This is a genomic window from Mycobacterium sp. KBS0706 (assembly GCF_005938675.2).
Classification (GTDB): Bacteria; Pseudomonadota; Alphaproteobacteria; order DSM-16000; family Inquilinaceae; genus Inquilinus.
Genome location: NZ_VCCH02000070.1, coordinates 1 through 16,004, shown reverse-complemented (window position 1 = coordinate 16,004; position 16,004 = coordinate 1). Strand labels below are relative to the sequence as shown.

Genomic DNA, 16,004 nt, shown 5'->3' with positions numbered 1-16,004 from the left:
CCCCCGCCTCAGCCCTGGATCGCCCGGATGTAGCGTTCGGCCGAGCGCAGCACGGCGCCGCGGGCGTCCGCCTTGACCTGGCGACCGACGAAGGCGCCGTACAGCCGGTCGAACTCATACGGCGCCACCGCATCGGCGATGCGCCGCACCGCCGGGGCGGACAGCGGGATCAGGTTCGGATAGCTGTACATGAAGGAGACCCAGCGCCGGTCCGGCAGGCCCTGGATGGTGTCGCCGCTGAACAGCACGCCGCGCCCTTCCGACCCCGCCGCCCAGTGCAGCACCGAGGCGCCGGCGAAATGGCCGCCGCAGCGGATCGCGGTGAGGCCGTCGGCCAGCGCCAGGGTCTCGCCCGACCAGAAGGACAGGGCCGGATCGGGCCGCTGCACCCATTGCCGGTCGTCGGCATGGAGATGGACCGGGCAGCCGAAGGTGTGCGCCCAGTCCACCATCGTGGTGTAGTAGTGCGGATGCGAGATGGCGATGGCGCGGAGCCCGCCCAGCGCGCGGATCGCCGACACGGTGGCGTCGTCGAGCAGCGCCACGCAGTCCCACATCGCCACGCCGCCTTCGGGCAGCCGGATCAGGAAGGCGCGCTCGCCGATGCCGAATTCCGGCTCGACCAGGACCTGGTCGAGGCCGGGCTCGATCGCGGTGAAGCTGTTGCGGTGATCGCGCCGCAACTCGTCCAGCGTCAGCCAGCTCTGCCCGGATTCGGGCACGTATTGCCGCTCGTCCTCGCAGATCGGGCAGGCGGCGGGCAGCGCCGGGCTGTCGGGATATTGGGTGCCGCAGGTGCGACAGAGATGGAAAGCCATGCCGCGATCCTGTCACCGGATCGCGGAGGCATCAACCATGGCCGCTGCTGCCCGCACCCAGGCTGGAGCCTCCGCCGCCACGCGAGGCGGGCTTGACCTCGATCCCTTGGCACGCGGCGAGCAGGAGGAAGACGCTGAGCAGCGACCCGATCGCGGCGAGATGGGTCATCGACATGACGGGCTCCATCGTCGTGGGCTGTCCCTGCCATGTGGTGTCCCGCCGCGACGCCGGGAAGGCCTAGCGCGGGCTCCGGGCGACGACAAAAAGCCGCGGGAAGGCCAGCAGCAGCCTGCCATCCGCCTTCGGCCGGTAGGCCTCGGCGATGCGGCTTGTGTAGTCCGCCAGGAAGCCGGCGCGCTGGTGCTCGCTCAGCGGGTCGATGAAGGGCCGGAGGCCGGTGCCGCGCACCCAATCGACGATCGCCTCCGGCGACGCCATCCGGTGCTGGTAGGCGGTGCGCCAGACATCAGTCTCGGCCGCGAGCGGCGCCAGCAGATCGTAATAGGATTCGAGCGGCAGGATCTTCGTGCGCACCAGCGCGGCCTCGCCGATCGTCTCCTTCCACAGCCCCTCGCCCGCCACCGCGCGCATCAGCCGGTGTGTCGGCTCCTCGCGGTTGTCCGGCATCTGCACCGCCAGTACGCCGCCGGGCGCCAGCAGGCCGAACAGCCGCGGCACCAGCGTCTCATGCCCCGGCACCCATTGCAGCGTGGCGTTGGCGTAGATCAGGTCGGGCGCCAGCGGCGGCTGCCATGCGGCGACGTCGTGCCGCTCGAAACCGCAGCCGGGCAGGCGCGCACGGGCATCGGCCAGCATCGCCTCGGAGCTGTCGATGCCGGTGATCTCCGCCCCCGGGAAGCGCTCAACCAAGAGCTCGGTCGAATTGCCCGGGCCGCAGCCGAGATCGTAGACCACCAGCGGCCGGCCGGCCTGCGGCGGGTCGAGCTCGACCCGGGCCAGCAGGTCGCGGGCCGGGCGCGTGCGTTCGTCCTCATAGCGGCGGTAGAGGGCTGGGTTCCAGTCGGCCATGGCGTGTCCTCGGCTCGCGGGGGAATTGCCCTAGAGATGAGCCTCGGCCGTCATCATGTCCAATAGTGTGATTCTGGCCGATCCATATGCGTTCGATATGGATCGGCCAGTGAGATCACGACCAGTCGCGGATCGCGGTGAGCAGGCCGAGGGTCGAGCTGTCATGCGGCCCCGGCGCCTTCTCGCCCAGCAGCTCGGGCTGGATGGCCTTGGCCAGCTGCTTGCCCAATTCCACCCCCCATTGGTCGAAGGAATAGATGCTCCAGATGGTGCCCTGGACGAAGATCTTGTGCTCGTACAGCGCGACCAGCAGGCCGAGCGTGTAGGGATCGATCGTCCGCACCAGGATGGTGTTGGAAGGATGGTTGCCCTCGAACACCTTGAACGGCAGCAACGCCTCCAGCGCCGCGCCGGACATCCCGGCCTTGGTCAGCTCGGCCCGCACCTGGTCCGGCGTCTTGCCGACCATCAGCGCCTCGGTCTGGGCGAGGACGTTGGACAGCAGGATCGGGTGGTGGTCGTCGACCGGGTTATGGCTTTCCACCGGGGCGATGAAGTCGCAGGGGATGACCTTCGTCCCCTGGTGGATCAGCTGGTAGAAGGAGTGCTGGCCGTTGGTGCCGGGCTCGCCGAAGATCACCGGCCCGGTCTGGTAGTCGACCCGGTGGCCCTGGCGGTCGACCGACTTGCCGTTCGACTCCATGTCCGCCTGCTGCAGATAGGCCGGTAGCCGGTGCAGATACTGGTCGTAGGGCAGCACGGCATGAGTCTGGGCGTCCCAGAAATTGCCGTACCAGACGCCGAGCACGCCCAGCACCGCCGGTAGGTTCTGCTCCAGCGGTGCCGAGCGGAAATGCGCATCCATGGCGCGGCCGCCGGCCAGGAAGCGTTCGAAGGCGTCGGCGCCGATGCCGATCATCACCGGCAGGCCGATCGCCGACCACACCGAGTAGCGGCCGCCGACCCAGTCCCAGAAGCCGAACATGTTGGCGGTGTCGATGCCGAATTTCGACACCTCGGCCGCATTGGTCGACAGCGCCGCGAAATGCTTGGCGATCGCCGCTTCCGGCGCGCCGGAATGCAGGAACCAGCGCCGGGCGGTGTGGGCGTTGGTCAGCGTCTCCTGCGTCGTGAAGGTCTTCGACGCGATCAGGAACAGGCTGGTCTCGGGGTCGATCCGCTTCAGCGTCTCGGCAATGTGGGTGCCGTCGACATTGGAGACGAAGTGCAGCGTGATGCGCGGGTGCTGGTAGGGCACCAGCGCCTCGGACACCATCACCGGCCCGAGGTCGGAGCCGCCGATACCGATGTTGATGACGTCGGTGATCGGCTTGCCGGTATAACCGGTCCAGCTGCCGTCTCGCACCGCGTCGGAGAATTCGCGCATGTGCTTCAGCACCGCCGCCACCTCGGGCAGCACGTTCTGGCCGTCGACCGCGATCGAGCCGGTCAGCTCCGCCCGCAGCGCGGTGTGCAGCACGGCGCGGTGCTCGGTGCCGTTGATCAGGTCACCGGCAAACATGCGGTCGCGCCAGCCCTCGACATCCTGCTGGCGGGCGAGGGCGAAGAGGAGGCCCAGCGTCTCCTCGGTCACCCGGTTCTTGGAATAGTCGAGCAGCACCTCGCCGAGGCGCAGCGAGAAGCGGTCGAAACGCTTCGGGTCGGCGGCGAAGAGGTCGCGCATATGCGTGCCCTCCATCGTCTTGCGGTGCGCGTCGAGCGCGGTCCAGGCGGGCGAGCGGGTCAGATCGGACATGGGCGGGCGCCTCCGGTGCGGCAGCGTGTCGGATCAAAAACACGATGGGCCGGCGGATGCCGGCCCATCGACTCTATCCTCAGAAGCTCGGGACGAGACCTTCGAGCGGTGCCTGGCGCTTGCGGATGATGATCGGCGTGTCGCCGGTGGTCAGCGGCTTGCCGGCCTCGGCATTGGTGTTCAGGCGCGCCGATTCCTTGTAGGGGTCGACCACGGTGCCCGGCAGCGGCTTCGAGTTCCAGAACATCAGCCGGTCGACGAGGCCGTCCTCGCTGGCCGCGATCTGCGTCGTCTCCTGGTCGACGGTGGTGCGGATGTCCGGCTGCGCCTGCCCGGCCTTGGCCAGGACCGCCGACGCGCCCGCCCCACCCGCGGACGGGGCCGCCTCGTGCGTCACCTTCTGGCCCTGGCCGAACAGGATCGCCTCGGCCTGCTCGCGCGGCTGGGCCTCCTGCGGCCGCGGCGCGCCCGGCGTCGGCGGCGGCAGCTCCTCCATCGAGGCCGGCATGGCCAGCGGCGCGCGAGGCATCACCGCAAATTCGTCGGGAGTCGACCGGTCGTAGCCGATCATCTCCTGCACGGTCTGGTTGCCGCCGCAGCCGGCGACGGCCAGGGTGGCGACGACCAGGCCGGTCAGCGTGACCAGCCGGCCCCGCCGCGCCCGGCCGGGCTGCGAAAGAGTGGTGGACTGGAGAAAACGAGACTGCCCGCTCACGATCTGTCCCTCTGCTGCGCCGTCACCGGGTGCGTGCGCCGACCGAACAGACTGTCGGCGATCAGCAGCATCACCCCGATGCTGATCGCGCTGTCGGCCACGTTGAACACCCAGAAAGAATACTCCCCGGCGTGAAAATGCAAGAAATCGGCGACGGCGCCGAAGCGCAGCCGGTCGATCACATTCCCGATCGCCCCGCCGATGATCAGCCCGACGCCGAGGGCGACGAGGCCGCGATCGTTGCGCCACAGCCACACCAGCAAGCCGGCGACGACGGCGACCGCGACCGCCGACAGCCCCCAGCGCACCAGCGGCGCGTCGCCGGCGAGGAGACCGAAGCTGATTCCATAGTTCCAGACCATGGCGAAATCGAGGACGCCGTTGATCCGGATCGGCGGCGCCCAGCTGGCCGTGGTGATCGGCTCGGCCAGGCCGAACAGGACCTTCAGCACCCACCATTTGCTGAGCTGGTCGGCGACCAGGATCAGCACGGCGACGATCAGGCCGTGGCGGAACAGCCTCGGCTCGGTCATGCCGAGGCCCCGGCTGCGTCCACCGCATCGGCGCAGCGGACGCACAGATCCGGATGGGCCGCGACCGTGCCGACCTCGGGCAGAACCCTCCAGCAGCGGTCGCAGCGCTGGCCTTCGGCGGTTGCGACGACGACGCCCACGCCCGGTACGTCGGCCAGGGTGAAGGCCCCTTCCGGCGCCGCACCGGTCTCGACCGCCAGCCCCGAGGTGATGCAGATCTCGGCGAAGTCGAGGCTGCGCAGCAGCTCGGCCTCGGCCGCGCCGGCATGCACCACCGGATGGGCCTGCAGCGAGGAGCCGAGGCGCTTGGCCGCGCGCTCCACCTCCAGTGCGCCGGTGACGACGCGGCGCAGGTCGCGCAGCCGGCTCCAGCGCACCGCCAGGGCGTCGTCCCGCCAGGCTTCCGGCACCTCCGGAAAGGTGCGGAGATGGACGCTGACATCCGGCCCGTCGCCGTGCCGGGCCAACCACGCCTCCTCTGCCGTGAAGCAGAGGATCGGCGCCAGCCAGACCGTCAGGTGATCGAACAGGAGGTCGAGCGCGGTGCGCACGGCGCGGCGGCGCGGATCGTCCGGCCGGTCGCAGTACAGCGAGTCCTTGCGGATGTCGAAATAGAAGGCCGACAGGTCGACGGCGCAGAAATTGTGCAGCGCCGTGGACAAGGCGTGGAAGTCGTAGGCCTCGATCGCCCGGCGAATCGTGCCGTCCAGCTCCCACAGCCGGTGCAGCACCCAGCGCTCCAGCTCCGGCAGCTCGGCGGCCGGCAGCCGTTCGGCCTCCTGAAAGCCGTCGAGGGCGCCCAGCAGGTAGCGCAGCGTGTTGCGCAGCCGGCGATAGGCGTCGGACTGGTACTTCAGGATCTCCTTGCCGATCCGCATGTCCTCGGAATAGTCGGTCGAGACCACCCAGAGGCGCAGGATGTCGGCGCCGGACTGGTCGATCACCGTCTGCGGCGCCACCACGTTGCCGAGCGACTTCGACATCTTGCGGCCCTGCTCGTCGAGCGTGAAGCCGTGCGTCAGCACCGCGTCATAGGGCGCCCGGCCGCGCGTGCCGCAGCTTTCCAGCAACGAAGAGTGGAACCAGCCGCGATGCTGGTCCGAGCCCTCGAGATAGAGGTCGGCCGGCCATTTCAGCTCCGGCCGCTGCTCCAGCACGAAGGCATGGGTCGAGCCGGATTCGAACCAGACGTCGACGATGTCGAAGACCTGCTCGTAATCCTCGGCCTTGAAGGTGTTGCCGAGAAAGAACTGGGCGTCGTGCTTGTACCAGGCGTCCGAGCCCTCGAGCTCGAAGGCCGCGGCGATGCGCTGGCTGACCGCGGCGTCGCGCAGCGGCTCGCCGGTCGCCTTGTCGACGAAGATCGCGATCGGCACGCCCCAGGCGCGCTGGCGGCTGATCACCCAGTCCGGCCGGCTCTCGATCATCGAGGACAGGCGGTTGTAGCCCTGCTCCGGCACGAAGCGGGTCTGCTTCAGCGCCGCCAGCGCCGTGTCGCGCAGCCCGTTCGTCTCCATCGAGATGAACCATTGCGGCGTGGCGCGGAAGATCAGCGGCGCCTTGGACCGCCAGCTGTGCGGGTAGGAGTGGCGGATCTGGCCCTTGGCTAGCAGCCCGCCCGCGGCCTCGACCGCCGCGGTGACGACCTTGTTGGCGTCGCCCTTCTTGCCGTCCGGCCGGTAGATCACATGGCCGGCGAACAGCGGCACGCTGACATGGTAGCGGCCGTCCTCGGTCACCGTCTCGGTGGCGGCGATGCCATGGGCGCGGCCGAGGTCGAAGTCGTCGGCGCCGTGGCTGGGCGCGGTGTGGACCAGGCCGGTGCCGGCATCGACCGTGACATGGCCGCCGGGCAGGAACGGCACCTCGAACTCATAGCCCTGCCCCGCCAGCGGATGGCGGGCGACGGCGCCGGCCAGGGCCGAGCCGGGGAATTTGTCGATCGCGGTCCAGCCGGTGACGGCGAGGTCCTTCGCCACCGCATCGGCCAGCGTCGTGGCCAGCAGCAGCGTCTCGCCCGGCCTGGCCAGGCTGCCCTCGGCGACGGTGTCGACCCGGTAGACGCCGTATTCGAAATCCGCGCCATAGGCGATGGCGCGGTTGGCCGGCAGGGTCCAGGGCGTGGTGGTCCAGGCCACCGCCGCGGCGCCTTCGAGCGACGGCCGCGACGCCTTGGTCACCGGGAAGCGCACCCAGACCATGTCCGAGGTGATGTCCTGGTACTCGACCTCGGCCTCGGCCAGGGCGGTCTTCTCGACCACCGACCACAGCACGGGCTTCAGCCCGCGATAGAGCCCGCCGTTCAGCAGGAACTTGTGGATCTCGCGGACGATCTGCGCCTCGGCCGCGTCGGTCATGGTCAGGTACGGGTCGGCCCAGTCGCCCATCACGCCGAGGCGCTGGAACTGCTCCGACTGCACCCCGACCCAGTGCCGGGCGAAGGCACGGCATTCCTCGCGGAACTGCAGCACCGGCACCGCGTCCTTGTCCTGGCCGGCCTTGCGGTACTTCTCCTCGATCTTCCACTCGATCGGCAGGCCGTGGCAGTCCCAGCCCGGGACATAGACCGAATCCCGGCCCAGCATCTGCCGGGTGCGGACGACGATGTCCTTCAGGATCTTGTTGACCGCATGGCCGATATGGATGTCGCCATTGGCGTAGGGCGGGCCGTCATGCAGGACGAATTTCTCGCGGTCCTCCGAGGCGGCGCGGATCCGGCCCAGCAGGTCGATCTGCGCCCAGCGGGCCAGCAGCTCCGGCTCCTTCTGGGGCAAACCGCCGCGCATCGGAAAATCCGTCTTCGGCAGGAAGACGGTGGACCGGTAGTCGGAAGCAGCCGGGGCGGCGCCCGGTGTCTCGGCAGGCTGGACGGTCATGACATGAGGGCTCGTGGATCCACGCGGGGCTCAATACCCGCTTTGACGATCGGATGCCAGCCGGACGACCCGATGGGCCTCGAAGCGGCATGACGTGAGGGGTGCGCGCGGCGCGGTGACCCGACCCCCGTCAGAGGGCCGGGCGGATAATTCGGAACAGGGCGGCCGGCTTGCGCATGGCTCTCATCGTACCGGATGGACGCCCCGGGTCAAGGCACGCGGAGTCGCGCCCTACCCCGCCAGCGCCTGCCGCGCGGCCTCGCAGTCGCGGTCGATCTGGGCGACCAGCGCCTCGAGCGAGTCGAACTTCTCCTCGCCGCGCAGCCATTCCACCAGCTGCACCCGCAGATGGCGGTGGTAGAGGTCGCCGGAGAAGTCGAACAGATAGGCTTCCAGCAGCGGCGCCTCGGTCCGCCACATCGGCCGGATGCCGAGATTGGCGACGCCGTCATGCCAGGCCAGCGGCCCGCCTTCGTCCACGGCGCAGCGCACGGCGTAGATGCCGTAGGCCGGGCGCAGGAAATCGCCGAGCTCGACATTGGCGGTCGGGAAGCCGAGCTGGCGGCCGCGCTTGTCGCCATGCTCGACCCGGCCCTCGATCTCCCACGGCCGCCCCAGGATCTCGGCGGCGCCGCGGGTGTCGCCTTCGGCCAGCAGCTCGCGCGCCCGGCTGGAGGAGTAGAGCCCGCCGGTCTCGTCCGACGCCTGGGTGACGATGGTGACGCCGAAGCCGAGCCGCCGGCCGAACGCGGTCAGCGTCTCCGGCGTGCCGGCGCGGCGGTGGCCGAAGCAGAAATCATAGCCGACCACGACATGGCGGGCGCCGAGCGAGCGGACCAGCACGGTCTCGATGAAATCCTCGGCCGAGCGGGCGGCGAAGGCCAGGTCGAAATGCAGCACCACATGCAGGTCGACGCCCAGCGCCTCCAGGAGCCGCGCCTTGATCCGGAACGGCGTCAGCCGGAACGGCGGGTCCTGCGGCCGGAACAGGCTGCGCGGATGCGGCTCGAAGCTGAGCACGCAGAGCGGCACGCCGAGCCGTCGCGCCTCGGCCTGCGCCGCCGCGACCACGGTCTGGTGGCCGCGATGCACGCCGTCGAAATTGCCGATGGCGACCACCGCGCCGCGCGCCGCTGTCGGCAGGTTCTCGGTGTGGCGGAAGATCTGCATGGGCCTCGTCCCGGCCCGGCCGTCGTGCCGGGCCCGTTGGATATAGCGAGGACCGGCGCCGCCAGCCAGGGGGCAGGGCCGGGGTCAGGACGGCGTTGCGCCCATCCGGCGCCGGCCGGGCAGCAGCATCGCGGTCGGCGCCAGGCGGCGCTGCACCAGGTAGATCGGCCCGGCCGGCATGTTGTCGGTGACCACCAGATGCAGCGTCACCGTGCCGCCGGGCGGGATGCTGCCGCCCTCGAAGACCAGGCCGTCATGCGGCTCGTCGATCACCCGGCCGGAGGCGAAGCCCTCGGCCCAGATCGAGCGCGACACATGCGGCCCCTGGGCAAAGGACAGGCCGTCATCATAGGTGCTGCCCTCGCCGCGCTTGCGCTCCAGCTCGACCGGAAAGTCCTGCCAAGTCTGGTTGGTGTCGTTGCGCACGATCTTGGTCAGGGCGAAGCCGGTGAGATGCGCCGTGGCGATGCGGTTGCCGAAGCCGGTGGTCAGCCCGGTGATGGTCAGCGCCGCCTCGCCGTTGCCGGTGATCCGCTCGACCACCACGAAGGGGTCGTCGAGCCGCCCGGTGCCGCTGGCGGATTCGAGCACGAAGCCGCCTTCGGAATCGCTGAACACCAGCCCTGCGGCGGAGACCTCGCCCGCCTGCGCCGCGCCCGCAAGCCCCAGGCACAGCAGCAGGCCGGCCATGGCGGCACGGCGCAGGGCGCCGCTCACGGCCGGGCCCTGGCGACGCGCCACGGCGGCGGCAGGGACGCGGTCGGCTGGATCCGGCGCTGCACGACGTAGAAGCTGCCCGATGGGGTGTTGTCGGTGACCACGACGCGCAGCACCACCGTCCCGCCCGGCGGCACCGTGCCGTCATGGAACAGCACCATGTCGCGCGGCTCGTCATACATCTGGGCCGCGGTGAAGCGGTCGGCGCGGATGCCGCGCACCGCCTCCGGCGCCTGGGCGAAGGACAGGCCGTCGCCATAGGGGCTCTGGTCGCCGCGCTGCTCCTGCAGCTCGACCGGGAAGTCGCGCCAGGTCTCCGCGGTGTCGTTGCGCACCACCTTGACCAAAGCGAAGCCGGCGAGATGCGCGGTGCCGACGCGGTTGCCGAAGGCCGGCGTCAGCCCGCTGACGGTCAGCGCCGCCTCGCCCTTGCCGGTGATCCGCTCGACCACCACGAAGGGGTCGTCCAGCCGCCCGGCGCCGGTCGCGGATTCAAGCACGAAGCCACCTTCGGCGTCGCTGAAGGTGATCCCCGCGACCGTCATCTCTGCCGCGTGGGCGGCCACCCCCCATGCCGCCAGGACGATGACGGGGGCGCATAACGCCGAGCGCCTCATGCCGGCCAGTGTGGCTGTCCGCCGCCTCGCGGTAAAGGGGGGCTCGCGGGAAAGCCAGACCGTTTCGCATTGTTTTTATGTTTATTTTTCATAAATATTTAGATAACCACTCGCCGCCGTTGCCGGCCCGCCGAAACCGACCGCGAGCGTCATGACCACAGAGCTGACCAAGGCCGCGATCGCCATCCTCCGGGCCAATGACCGGGGCGACCACATCGTGCCGACCGCCGCCGACCCCCGCGCGGCACAGCGGAACTGGGATTCGAGCCTGGCCGCGTTCGGCCTCGCCCAGTTCCACGAGGACCGCGCCTGGACCGAGATCGAGACCCTGCTGGCCGGGCAGGAGCCGGACGGCATGGTGCCGCACCTCCTGCCGCATGGCGGCGAGCCCGGCGATGCCGCCGGCAGCGCGGCAGCATCGGGCCTCACCCACGCGCCCGTCGCCACCACCGCCGCCCGCTATCTGTTCGAGCGCTTCGGGGTGCGTCGGTCGCGCCCCCGCCTGCGGATCCTGGCGCCGAAGCTGCTGGCCTGGCACCGCTGGTTCGCCGCGGCGCGGGACCCCGAGGGCACCGGGCTGGCGGCGATCACTCATCCCGAGGAGAGTGGGCCCGAGGAGAGCGGGATGGCGGCCCGGGACGCAGCGGCCGCCCCGTTCCGCGTCGCCGATATCGGCTTCAACGTCATCCTGCAGCGCGCCAACCGCGACCTGCGCTTCCTGCTCGACATGATCGACGACCGCGCCGGCATGGTCGAGGTCGACCGCATGATCGCCGGAACCCGGGCGGCGCTGGAAGCATGCTGGGACAAGGCCGACGGCGCCTACCATTCGCGCGACGCCGCCAGCGGGCAGCCGATCCGCCACCCCGGCATCGGCGGCCTGCTGCCGCTCTACGCCGATCCGGCCCTGGCGGCGCGGCACCCGGCCCTGCCGGCCCGGCTGGAACGCTGGCTGGACCAGGCCGCCGTCGCGGTGCCGAGCTTCGAGCCCGGCCAGCCCGAATTCGACCCCGGGCGCCCCTGGCGCGGCGCGGTCTCGCTGCCGGTCAACTGGATGCTGTATGACGGGATCCGTCGCGCCGGCCGGCGCGACCTGGCGGCGCGCATCCGCCGCGACAGCATGACCGTTGTCGGGCGCAGCGGCTTCCGCGAATACTTCGACCCGATCACCGGCGAGGGGATCGGCGGCGCCGACGTCTCCTCGACCGCAGCCATGGTGCTGCTGTTCGCCGGCCTCGAAGATTGACGACGGGACGGGCGCATGGCGGATCGCAAACGGGTGGGCATCGTCGAACTCGCCCGGTCGCTCGGATTGTCGACCTACACCGTCTCGCGCGCCCTCAACGGCCATAGCGACGTCGCCGACGAGACCCGCAAGCGGGTGCTGGCGGCGGCGGCGGAGGTCGGGTACACGCCGAACGCGCTCGGCCGCACCCTGCGCCGCGGCCGGGCCGACGCGGTCGGCTTCCTGCTGACACCATCGCCGGCCGGCCTGGTCGACAGCTATTTCCTGCCCTTGCTGACCGGCATCGACGCGGTGCTTGCGCCGGCCGGCTACGCCGTGCTGGTCGCCGGCGCCGCGCCGGATTGCCAGGAGATCGAGGTGCTGCGCCGGCTGGTCGAGGGCCGGCGGGTCGATGCCGTGATTCTGACCCGGGTGCGGGTCGACGACCCACGCGCCGCCTATCTGCGTCGGCTGGACTTTCCCTTCGTCATGCTCGGCCGCGACGGCGAGCGGCCGGACACGCCCTTCGTCGATGCCGACCATCGGGCCAGCGGCCGGGCCGCGACCGCCTGGCTGGCTGCCCGCGGCCATCGCCGCATCGGCCTGATCAACACCCCGGCGCAGGTCAATGCCAGCCACCAGCGCCTGCTCGGCTGGCAGGAAGCGCTGGCCGAGGCCGGCCTGGAAGCCGACCCGGCCTGGCATCGCTGCGGCGACTACACCGCCGAGACCGGCAGGCGCCAGGCCGCGGCCCTGCTGGCGCTGTCGCGGCGGCCGACCGGGATCCTGTGCGGCAATGACGAGATGGCGTTCGGCGCCGCCGAGGCGGTGCGCACCGCCGGCCTCCTGGTCGGCGTCGACGTGTCGATCATCGGCTGCGACGACATCCCGATCGCTGCGCTGGCCAACCCGCCGCTGACCACCTTCCGCACCTCGCTGCGCCCCTTCGGCGAATACCTGGCCGAGCAGGTCCTGGCGCTGCTGCGGGGCGAGACGCCGCCGTCGCAGCTGGGGGTGCCGGAGCTGATCGAGCGCGGCTCGGCCGGGCCGGCGCCGGCAGAGGCTTAGATCTGGGGCTCACGCATCGGCGGCGGATGAGGCGGCCAGACACGATCAGGCCGATCAGCCGGCTCGGGGTTTGCCAGGGGACCGTCCGCCCCCGGCCGATGATCTTTTCCCTCGCTTTCCGAGTTGTCGCATTCTGGGTCCAGGCCAAACCAAGCCCCGAGATGGGCAACCAGCGAGGATCAGTCCATGACGACGTCGCTCGGCTCTCGGCAACCCCCGGCTTCCCTATTGATGAAGGCGTCCCGCGTCCACCGGTTCGGTTCGCCCGAGGTGATCGCGTTCGAGGATGTCGAACGGCCCGAACCGGGCGAGGGCGAGGTCCTGGTCCGCGTCGCCGCTGCCGGAGTCGGCCCCTGGGATGGCTGGATCCGGGCCGGCAAAAGCGTCCTGCCGCAGCCCCTGCCGCTGACCCTCGGCTCCGACCTATCGGGCACGGTCGAGGCGACCGGTCCCGGCGCCACCGGCTTCGCCCCCGGCGACGAGGTGTTCGGCGTGACCAACGCCCGCTTCACCGGCGCCTATGCCGAATATGCCCTCGCCTCGGCGGCCATGATCGCCCGAAAGCCGGGCCGGATCGGCCATGTCGAGGCCGCCTCCCTGCCGGTGGTGGCGGTGACCGCCTGGCAGGCCCTGTTCGAGCAGACGCAGCTCGGCCGGACCCAGACCGTGCTGGTCCTCGGCGGCGCCGGCAATGTTGGCGCCTACGCCGTGCAGATCGCTCATCGCGCCGGGGCGCGGGTGATCGCCACCGCGAGCGCGGCCGACCTCGCCTATCTCCGCAGCCTGGGCGCAGACGAGGTGGTCGACCGCAAGGACAGGCTCGAGGACCGGGTGGAGCTCGTCGATGCCGTGATCGATCTGGTCGGCGGCGAAGCACAGAGCCGGTCCTTCGCCGTGCTGAAACGCGGCGGCAGGCTGGTCTCGGCGGTGTCGCAGCCGGACCAGCAGGAAGCCGCACGGCGTGGCGTGACGGCCGGGTTCTTCCTGGTGCAGGTGACCACGGCTCATCTGGAGCGGATCGCCGCGATGGTCGACGCCGGAGAGTTGGCCATGCAGATCAGCTCGATCCTGCCGCTGACCGCAGCGCGGGCCGCCCATGAAATGCTGGAAGGCGCCCGCCCGCACCCCCGCGGCAAGATCATCCTGCAGATCGGCTCGTGAAGGGCGCCGGAACGACCGGTGCCGCGAAGCGGCCGTCCGTCCGAACCTACCCCAGCCGCAGGTCGTCGCGCCGGACCACGCCGGGGAGTGGCCCGAGCGCCTGCAGCAGTTCGGCCACGCTGCGGCCTTCGACCGGATGGACCCAGCCGGCGGCGACATCGGCAGCGGGCGCCAGGACGAAGCCGCGCTCCGCCATCCGCGGATGCGGCACCGTCAGATCCGGCCGGTCGACGAGGCGGTCGCCATAGAGCAGCAGGTCGAGATCGATCAGCCGCGGCCCGTTGGGACGGCTGGGCACTCGGCCGATCTCCGCCTCCGCCGCCTTCAGCCGCGCCAGCAGCGCCTCGGGCGCGAGGCCGGTGCGGGCGGCGACGCACATGTTGAGGAAGCTGTCCTGGTCGGTATCGTACATTGGCGCCGTCTCATAGACGGCGGAGACCGCATCGACCGTGGTCTCGCGACGCAGCCAGGCGATCGCCCGGCGCAGATTGGCCTCGCGGTCGCCGAGATTGGTGCCGAGCGCGAACAGGACGGGGACCATGGCTCGCTCCGGGGCTTGCTCCGCGCCGAATCCGCGTTTCGCCGCGAATCGGCCGAACGGTGTCGCGGCCCCAGTGGCGCGGGGCGGCGGCGTTATGGCCTTGTCCGGCGGAAATGTCGAGCCGGGCCGCGCCGCGATGGTGTATGCCGGGCCGGACGCCTCAACGGGACCCTCGCCATGGCCGAAGCCGCCGCCCTGCTGGGCAAGTCGATCGCGGAGCGGATCCGATCGCGGATCCAGGCGGAGAAGCCGCCGGACCTGCGCCCCTGCCTGGCCGTGGTGGTGGCCAGCGACGACGCCGCGGTCGCCCGCTATGCCGCCGCCAAGCAGCGCACCGCCGACACGCTGGGCCTGGGCTTCCGGGTCGAGGCGGTCGATCCCGCCGGCGGGCAGGCCGCGCTCGACGCCCGCATCGCGGCGCTGTCGGCCGATCCCGGCGTGCACGGCATCCTGCTGGAGCTGCCGCTGGCCGCCGGGCTGGATGTCGAGGTCGCCATCCGGCAGCTCGACCCGCTGAAGGATGTCGACGGGCTGACACCGCACAATCTCGGCCTGATCGCCGCCGGGCGCGAGGCCGACGCGCTGCTGCCGGCCACCCCGGCCGCCTGCATCCAGCTGGCCGAGACCGCCGCCGACCTGAAGGGGGCGCGGGCCGTCGTGGTCGGCCGCGGCCGTGCCGTCGGCCGGGCGCTGGCGCCGATGCTGGTCAACCGCGACGCTACGGTGACGGTGTGCCACAGCCGCACCCGCGACCTGGCCGCCGCGGTCGCCGCCGCCGACATCGTCTTCGTCGCCACCGGCCGGCCCGGCCTGGTCACCGGCGCCATGGTCCGGCCGGGCCAGGTGGTGGTCGATGCCGGCATCTCGGTGGTCGACGGCCGGGTGGTCGGCGATGTCGATGCCGACGGCGTCCGCCCGGTCGTGGCGGCGCTGACGCCGGTGCCGGGCGGCGTCGGGCCGCTGACCGCGACCCTGATCTTCAGCAACCTGCTGCAGGCGGTGGAACTGCAGCGCCGCGCCGGGAGGGTGTGATGACCGAGACCGAAGACAGCCTGTGGCGCTGGCCGCTCGCCACCTTCCGCGACACGCTGGCCAGTGATTCGCCGACCCCTGGCGGCGGCTCCGCGGCCATGGTGTCGGCGACGCTCGGCCTCGGCCTGGTGGTGATGGCGCTGCGCATCACAGCCAACAAGGCAGCCGACCGGAGCTTCCTCGACACCCTGATCACGTCCGGCGAACGGCTGATCGCCGAGCTGTCGGCCCATGCCGAGGCCGACGTCGCCGTGTTCGACGCCTTCATGGCGGCGCTGAAGCTGCCGAAGGCGACCGAGGCGGAGAAGGCGGCGCGACGCGAGGCGCTGCGGGAAGCGACCATCGCGGCCACCGAGGTCCCGCTGAACGCGGCGCAGACCGCGCTCGAGGGGATCGACCTGGCCAACCAGGCCGCCACGCTGGCCGCGACCCAGATCGTCAGCGATGTCGGCGCCGGCGCCGCGACGCTGCGCGGCGCGGTCGAGGCGGTGCTCTACGCCGTCGACGTCAATCTGCGCGGCCTCGACGACTCCGCCCGCCGCCAGGTCTATGCCGACAGCCGCGACCGTCTGCTGGCGACGGTCGAGCAGCGCGCCGCCGGCATCGCCCGGCTGGTGCGGGACCGGCTGCGCTGAGGATAGGTGATTCACCGAAGTCAGGCGCTTCCTCCGGGACCGTGGCCCGGCGCGATCCGCTGGGCACCCCGGTAACGGGAGCCAGGGCAACCATCCGGCCGTAAATTTTC

At 71.1% G+C, this 16,004-nt stretch carries 16 protein-coding genes; 5 read left to right on the top strand and 11 right to left on the bottom strand.

The features are described from left to right. Nucleotides 1-8 precede the first annotated feature (8 nt). The 10 genes from FFK22_RS29460 to FFK22_RS29420 form a co-directional block, all read right to left on the bottom strand. Nucleotides 9-818, bottom strand: coding sequence for an MBL fold metallo-hydrolase (locus FFK22_RS29460; protein ID WP_138891521.1), 810 nt, complete (start codon nucleotides 816-818; stop codon nucleotides 9-11). A gap of 31 nt (nucleotides 819-849) precedes the next feature. Then, nucleotides 850-993, bottom strand: a complete 144-nt coding sequence (locus tag FFK22_RS43270) for a hypothetical protein (RefSeq protein WP_186002721.1) — start codon at nucleotides 991-993, stop codon at nucleotides 850-852. A 63-nt stretch (nucleotides 994-1,056) separates the two neighbouring features. Continuing rightward, the gene (gene tam / locus FFK22_RS29455) at nucleotides 1,057-1,848 is read right to left on the bottom strand and encodes a trans-aconitate 2-methyltransferase (RefSeq protein ID WP_138891520.1); all 792 of its coding nucleotides are present in this window, start codon (nucleotides 1,846-1,848) and stop codon (nucleotides 1,057-1,059) included. Between the two features lie 115 nt (nucleotides 1,849-1,963). After that, nucleotides 1,964-3,595 (bottom strand): glucose-6-phosphate isomerase, encoded by a 1,632-nt coding sequence (gene pgi, locus FFK22_RS29450; protein ID WP_221938953.1) that lies wholly within the window; start codon nucleotides 3,593-3,595, stop codon nucleotides 1,964-1,966. An 88-nt stretch (nucleotides 3,596-3,683) separates the two neighbouring features. Further along, on the bottom strand, nucleotides 3,684-4,319 hold the full coding sequence (locus tag FFK22_RS29445) for a DUF3035 domain-containing protein (protein ID WP_138891518.1): 636 nt from the start codon (nucleotides 4,317-4,319) through the stop codon (nucleotides 3,684-3,686). Beyond that, entirely contained in the window at nucleotides 4,316-4,852 is a 537-nt protein-coding gene (gene lspA, locus FFK22_RS29440) for a signal peptidase II (protein WP_138891517.1), read from the bottom strand. Before lspA ends, FFK22_RS29445 begins: the two co-directional genes overlap by 4 nt. Then, nucleotides 4,849-7,728 carry an isoleucine--tRNA ligase gene (ileS, locus tag FFK22_RS29435; protein ID WP_138891516.1) on the bottom strand — a complete coding sequence of 960 codons (2,880 nt, stop codon included), beginning with the start codon at nucleotides 7,726-7,728 and terminating at the stop codon, nucleotides 4,849-4,851. Before ileS ends, lspA begins: the two co-directional genes overlap by 4 nt. 231 nt (nucleotides 7,729-7,959) lie before the next feature. Next, the gene (locus tag FFK22_RS29430; RefSeq protein ID WP_138891515.1) at nucleotides 7,960-8,898 is read right to left on the bottom strand and encodes a bifunctional riboflavin kinase/FAD synthetase; all 939 of its coding nucleotides are present in this window, start codon (nucleotides 8,896-8,898) and stop codon (nucleotides 7,960-7,962) included. An 84-nt stretch (nucleotides 8,899-8,982) separates the two neighbouring features. Then, nucleotides 8,983-9,615, bottom strand: coding sequence for a hypothetical protein (locus FFK22_RS29425; RefSeq protein ID WP_138891514.1), 633 nt, complete (start codon nucleotides 9,613-9,615; stop codon nucleotides 8,983-8,985). Beyond that, entirely contained in the window at nucleotides 9,612-10,160 is a 549-nt protein-coding gene (locus FFK22_RS29420; protein ID WP_138891513.1) for a hypothetical protein, read from the bottom strand. Before FFK22_RS29420 ends, FFK22_RS29425 begins: the two co-directional genes overlap by 4 nt. A gap of 223 nt (nucleotides 10,161-10,383) precedes the next feature. Here FFK22_RS29420 and FFK22_RS43265 point away from each other — a divergent pair, with 223 nt between their 5' ends. From FFK22_RS43265 to FFK22_RS29405, 3 genes are all read left to right on the top strand, one after another. Next, nucleotides 10,384-11,478 carry a hypothetical protein gene (locus FFK22_RS43265; protein ID WP_186002720.1) on the top strand — a complete coding sequence of 365 codons (1,095 nt, stop codon included), beginning with the start codon at nucleotides 10,384-10,386 and terminating at the stop codon, nucleotides 11,476-11,478. Nucleotides 11,479-11,493: 15 nt separating this feature from the next. After that, complete coding sequence (locus tag FFK22_RS29410; RefSeq protein WP_138891512.1) at nucleotides 11,494-12,525, top strand: LacI family DNA-binding transcriptional regulator; 1,032 nt, start codon at nucleotides 11,494-11,496, stop codon at nucleotides 12,523-12,525. 231 nt (nucleotides 12,526-12,756) lie between these two features. Beyond that, the gene (locus FFK22_RS29405; protein ID WP_138891511.1) at nucleotides 12,757-13,686 is read left to right on the top strand and encodes an NADP-dependent oxidoreductase; all 930 of its coding nucleotides are present in this window, start codon (nucleotides 12,757-12,759) and stop codon (nucleotides 13,684-13,686) included. Between the two features lie 46 nt (nucleotides 13,687-13,732). Here FFK22_RS29405 and folK read toward each other — a convergent pair whose 3' ends face one another. Then, entirely contained in the window at nucleotides 13,733-14,227 is a 495-nt protein-coding gene (gene folK / locus FFK22_RS29400) for a 2-amino-4-hydroxy-6-hydroxymethyldihydropteridine diphosphokinase (RefSeq protein ID WP_138891510.1), read from the bottom strand. 177 nt (nucleotides 14,228-14,404) lie between these two features. On the opposite strand from folK, the gene FFK22_RS29395 reads away from it, so the two are divergent. Further along, nucleotides 14,405-15,259 (top strand): bifunctional 5,10-methylenetetrahydrofolate dehydrogenase/5,10-methenyltetrahydrofolate cyclohydrolase, encoded by an 855-nt coding sequence (locus FFK22_RS29395; protein WP_138891509.1) that lies wholly within the window; start codon nucleotides 14,405-14,407, stop codon nucleotides 15,257-15,259. Further along, complete coding sequence (locus FFK22_RS29390) at nucleotides 15,259-15,894, top strand: cyclodeaminase/cyclohydrolase family protein (protein ID WP_138891508.1); 636 nt, start codon at nucleotides 15,259-15,261, stop codon at nucleotides 15,892-15,894. Before FFK22_RS29395 ends, FFK22_RS29390 begins: the two co-directional genes overlap by 1 nt. Nucleotides 15,895-16,004 lie beyond the last annotated feature (110 nt).

What these genes read in the sequence shown, in the direction of transcription:
- FFK22_RS29460 (WP_138891521.1), bottom strand. Translation starts at nt 818, where the DNA reads ATGGCTTTCCATCTCTGTCGCACCTGCGGCACCCAATATCCCGACAGC.
- FFK22_RS29430 (WP_138891515.1), bottom strand. Translation starts at nt 8,898, where the DNA reads ATGCAGATCTTCCGCCACACCGAGAACCTGCCGACAGCGGCGCGCGGC.
- FFK22_RS29390 (WP_138891508.1), top strand. Translation starts at nt 15,259, where the DNA reads ATGACCGAGACCGAAGACAGCCTGTGGCGCTGGCCGCTCGCCACCTTC.
- FFK22_RS43265 (WP_186002720.1), top strand. Translation starts at nt 10,384, where the DNA reads ATGACCACAGAGCTGACCAAGGCCGCGATCGCCATCCTCCGGGCCAAT.
- FFK22_RS29405 (WP_138891511.1), top strand. Translation starts at nt 12,757, where the DNA reads ATGAAGGCGTCCCGCGTCCACCGGTTCGGTTCGCCCGAGGTGATCGCG.
- tam (WP_138891520.1), bottom strand. Translation starts at nt 1,848, where the DNA reads ATGGCCGACTGGAACCCAGCCCTCTACCGCCGCTATGAGGACGAACGC.
- FFK22_RS29395 (WP_138891509.1), top strand. Translation starts at nt 14,405, where the DNA reads ATGGCCGAAGCCGCCGCCCTGCTGGGCAAGTCGATCGCGGAGCGGATC.
- FFK22_RS29420 (WP_138891513.1), bottom strand. Translation starts at nt 10,160, where the DNA reads ATGACGGTCGCGGGGATCACCTTCAGCGACGCCGAAGGTGGCTTCGTG.
- folK (WP_138891510.1), bottom strand. Translation starts at nt 14,227, where the DNA reads ATGGTCCCCGTCCTGTTCGCGCTCGGCACCAATCTCGGCGACCGCGAG.
- ileS (WP_138891516.1), bottom strand. Translation starts at nt 7,728, where the DNA reads ATGACCGTCCAGCCTGCCGAGACACCGGGCGCCGCCCCGGCTGCTTCC.
- FFK22_RS43270 (WP_186002721.1), bottom strand. Translation starts at nt 993, where the DNA reads ATGTCGATGACCCATCTCGCCGCGATCGGGTCGCTGCTCAGCGTCTTC.
- FFK22_RS29410 (WP_138891512.1), top strand. Translation starts at nt 11,494, where the DNA reads ATGGCGGATCGCAAACGGGTGGGCATCGTCGAACTCGCCCGGTCGCTC.
- lspA (WP_138891517.1), bottom strand. Translation starts at nt 4,852, where the DNA reads ATGACCGAGCCGAGGCTGTTCCGCCACGGCCTGATCGTCGCCGTGCTG.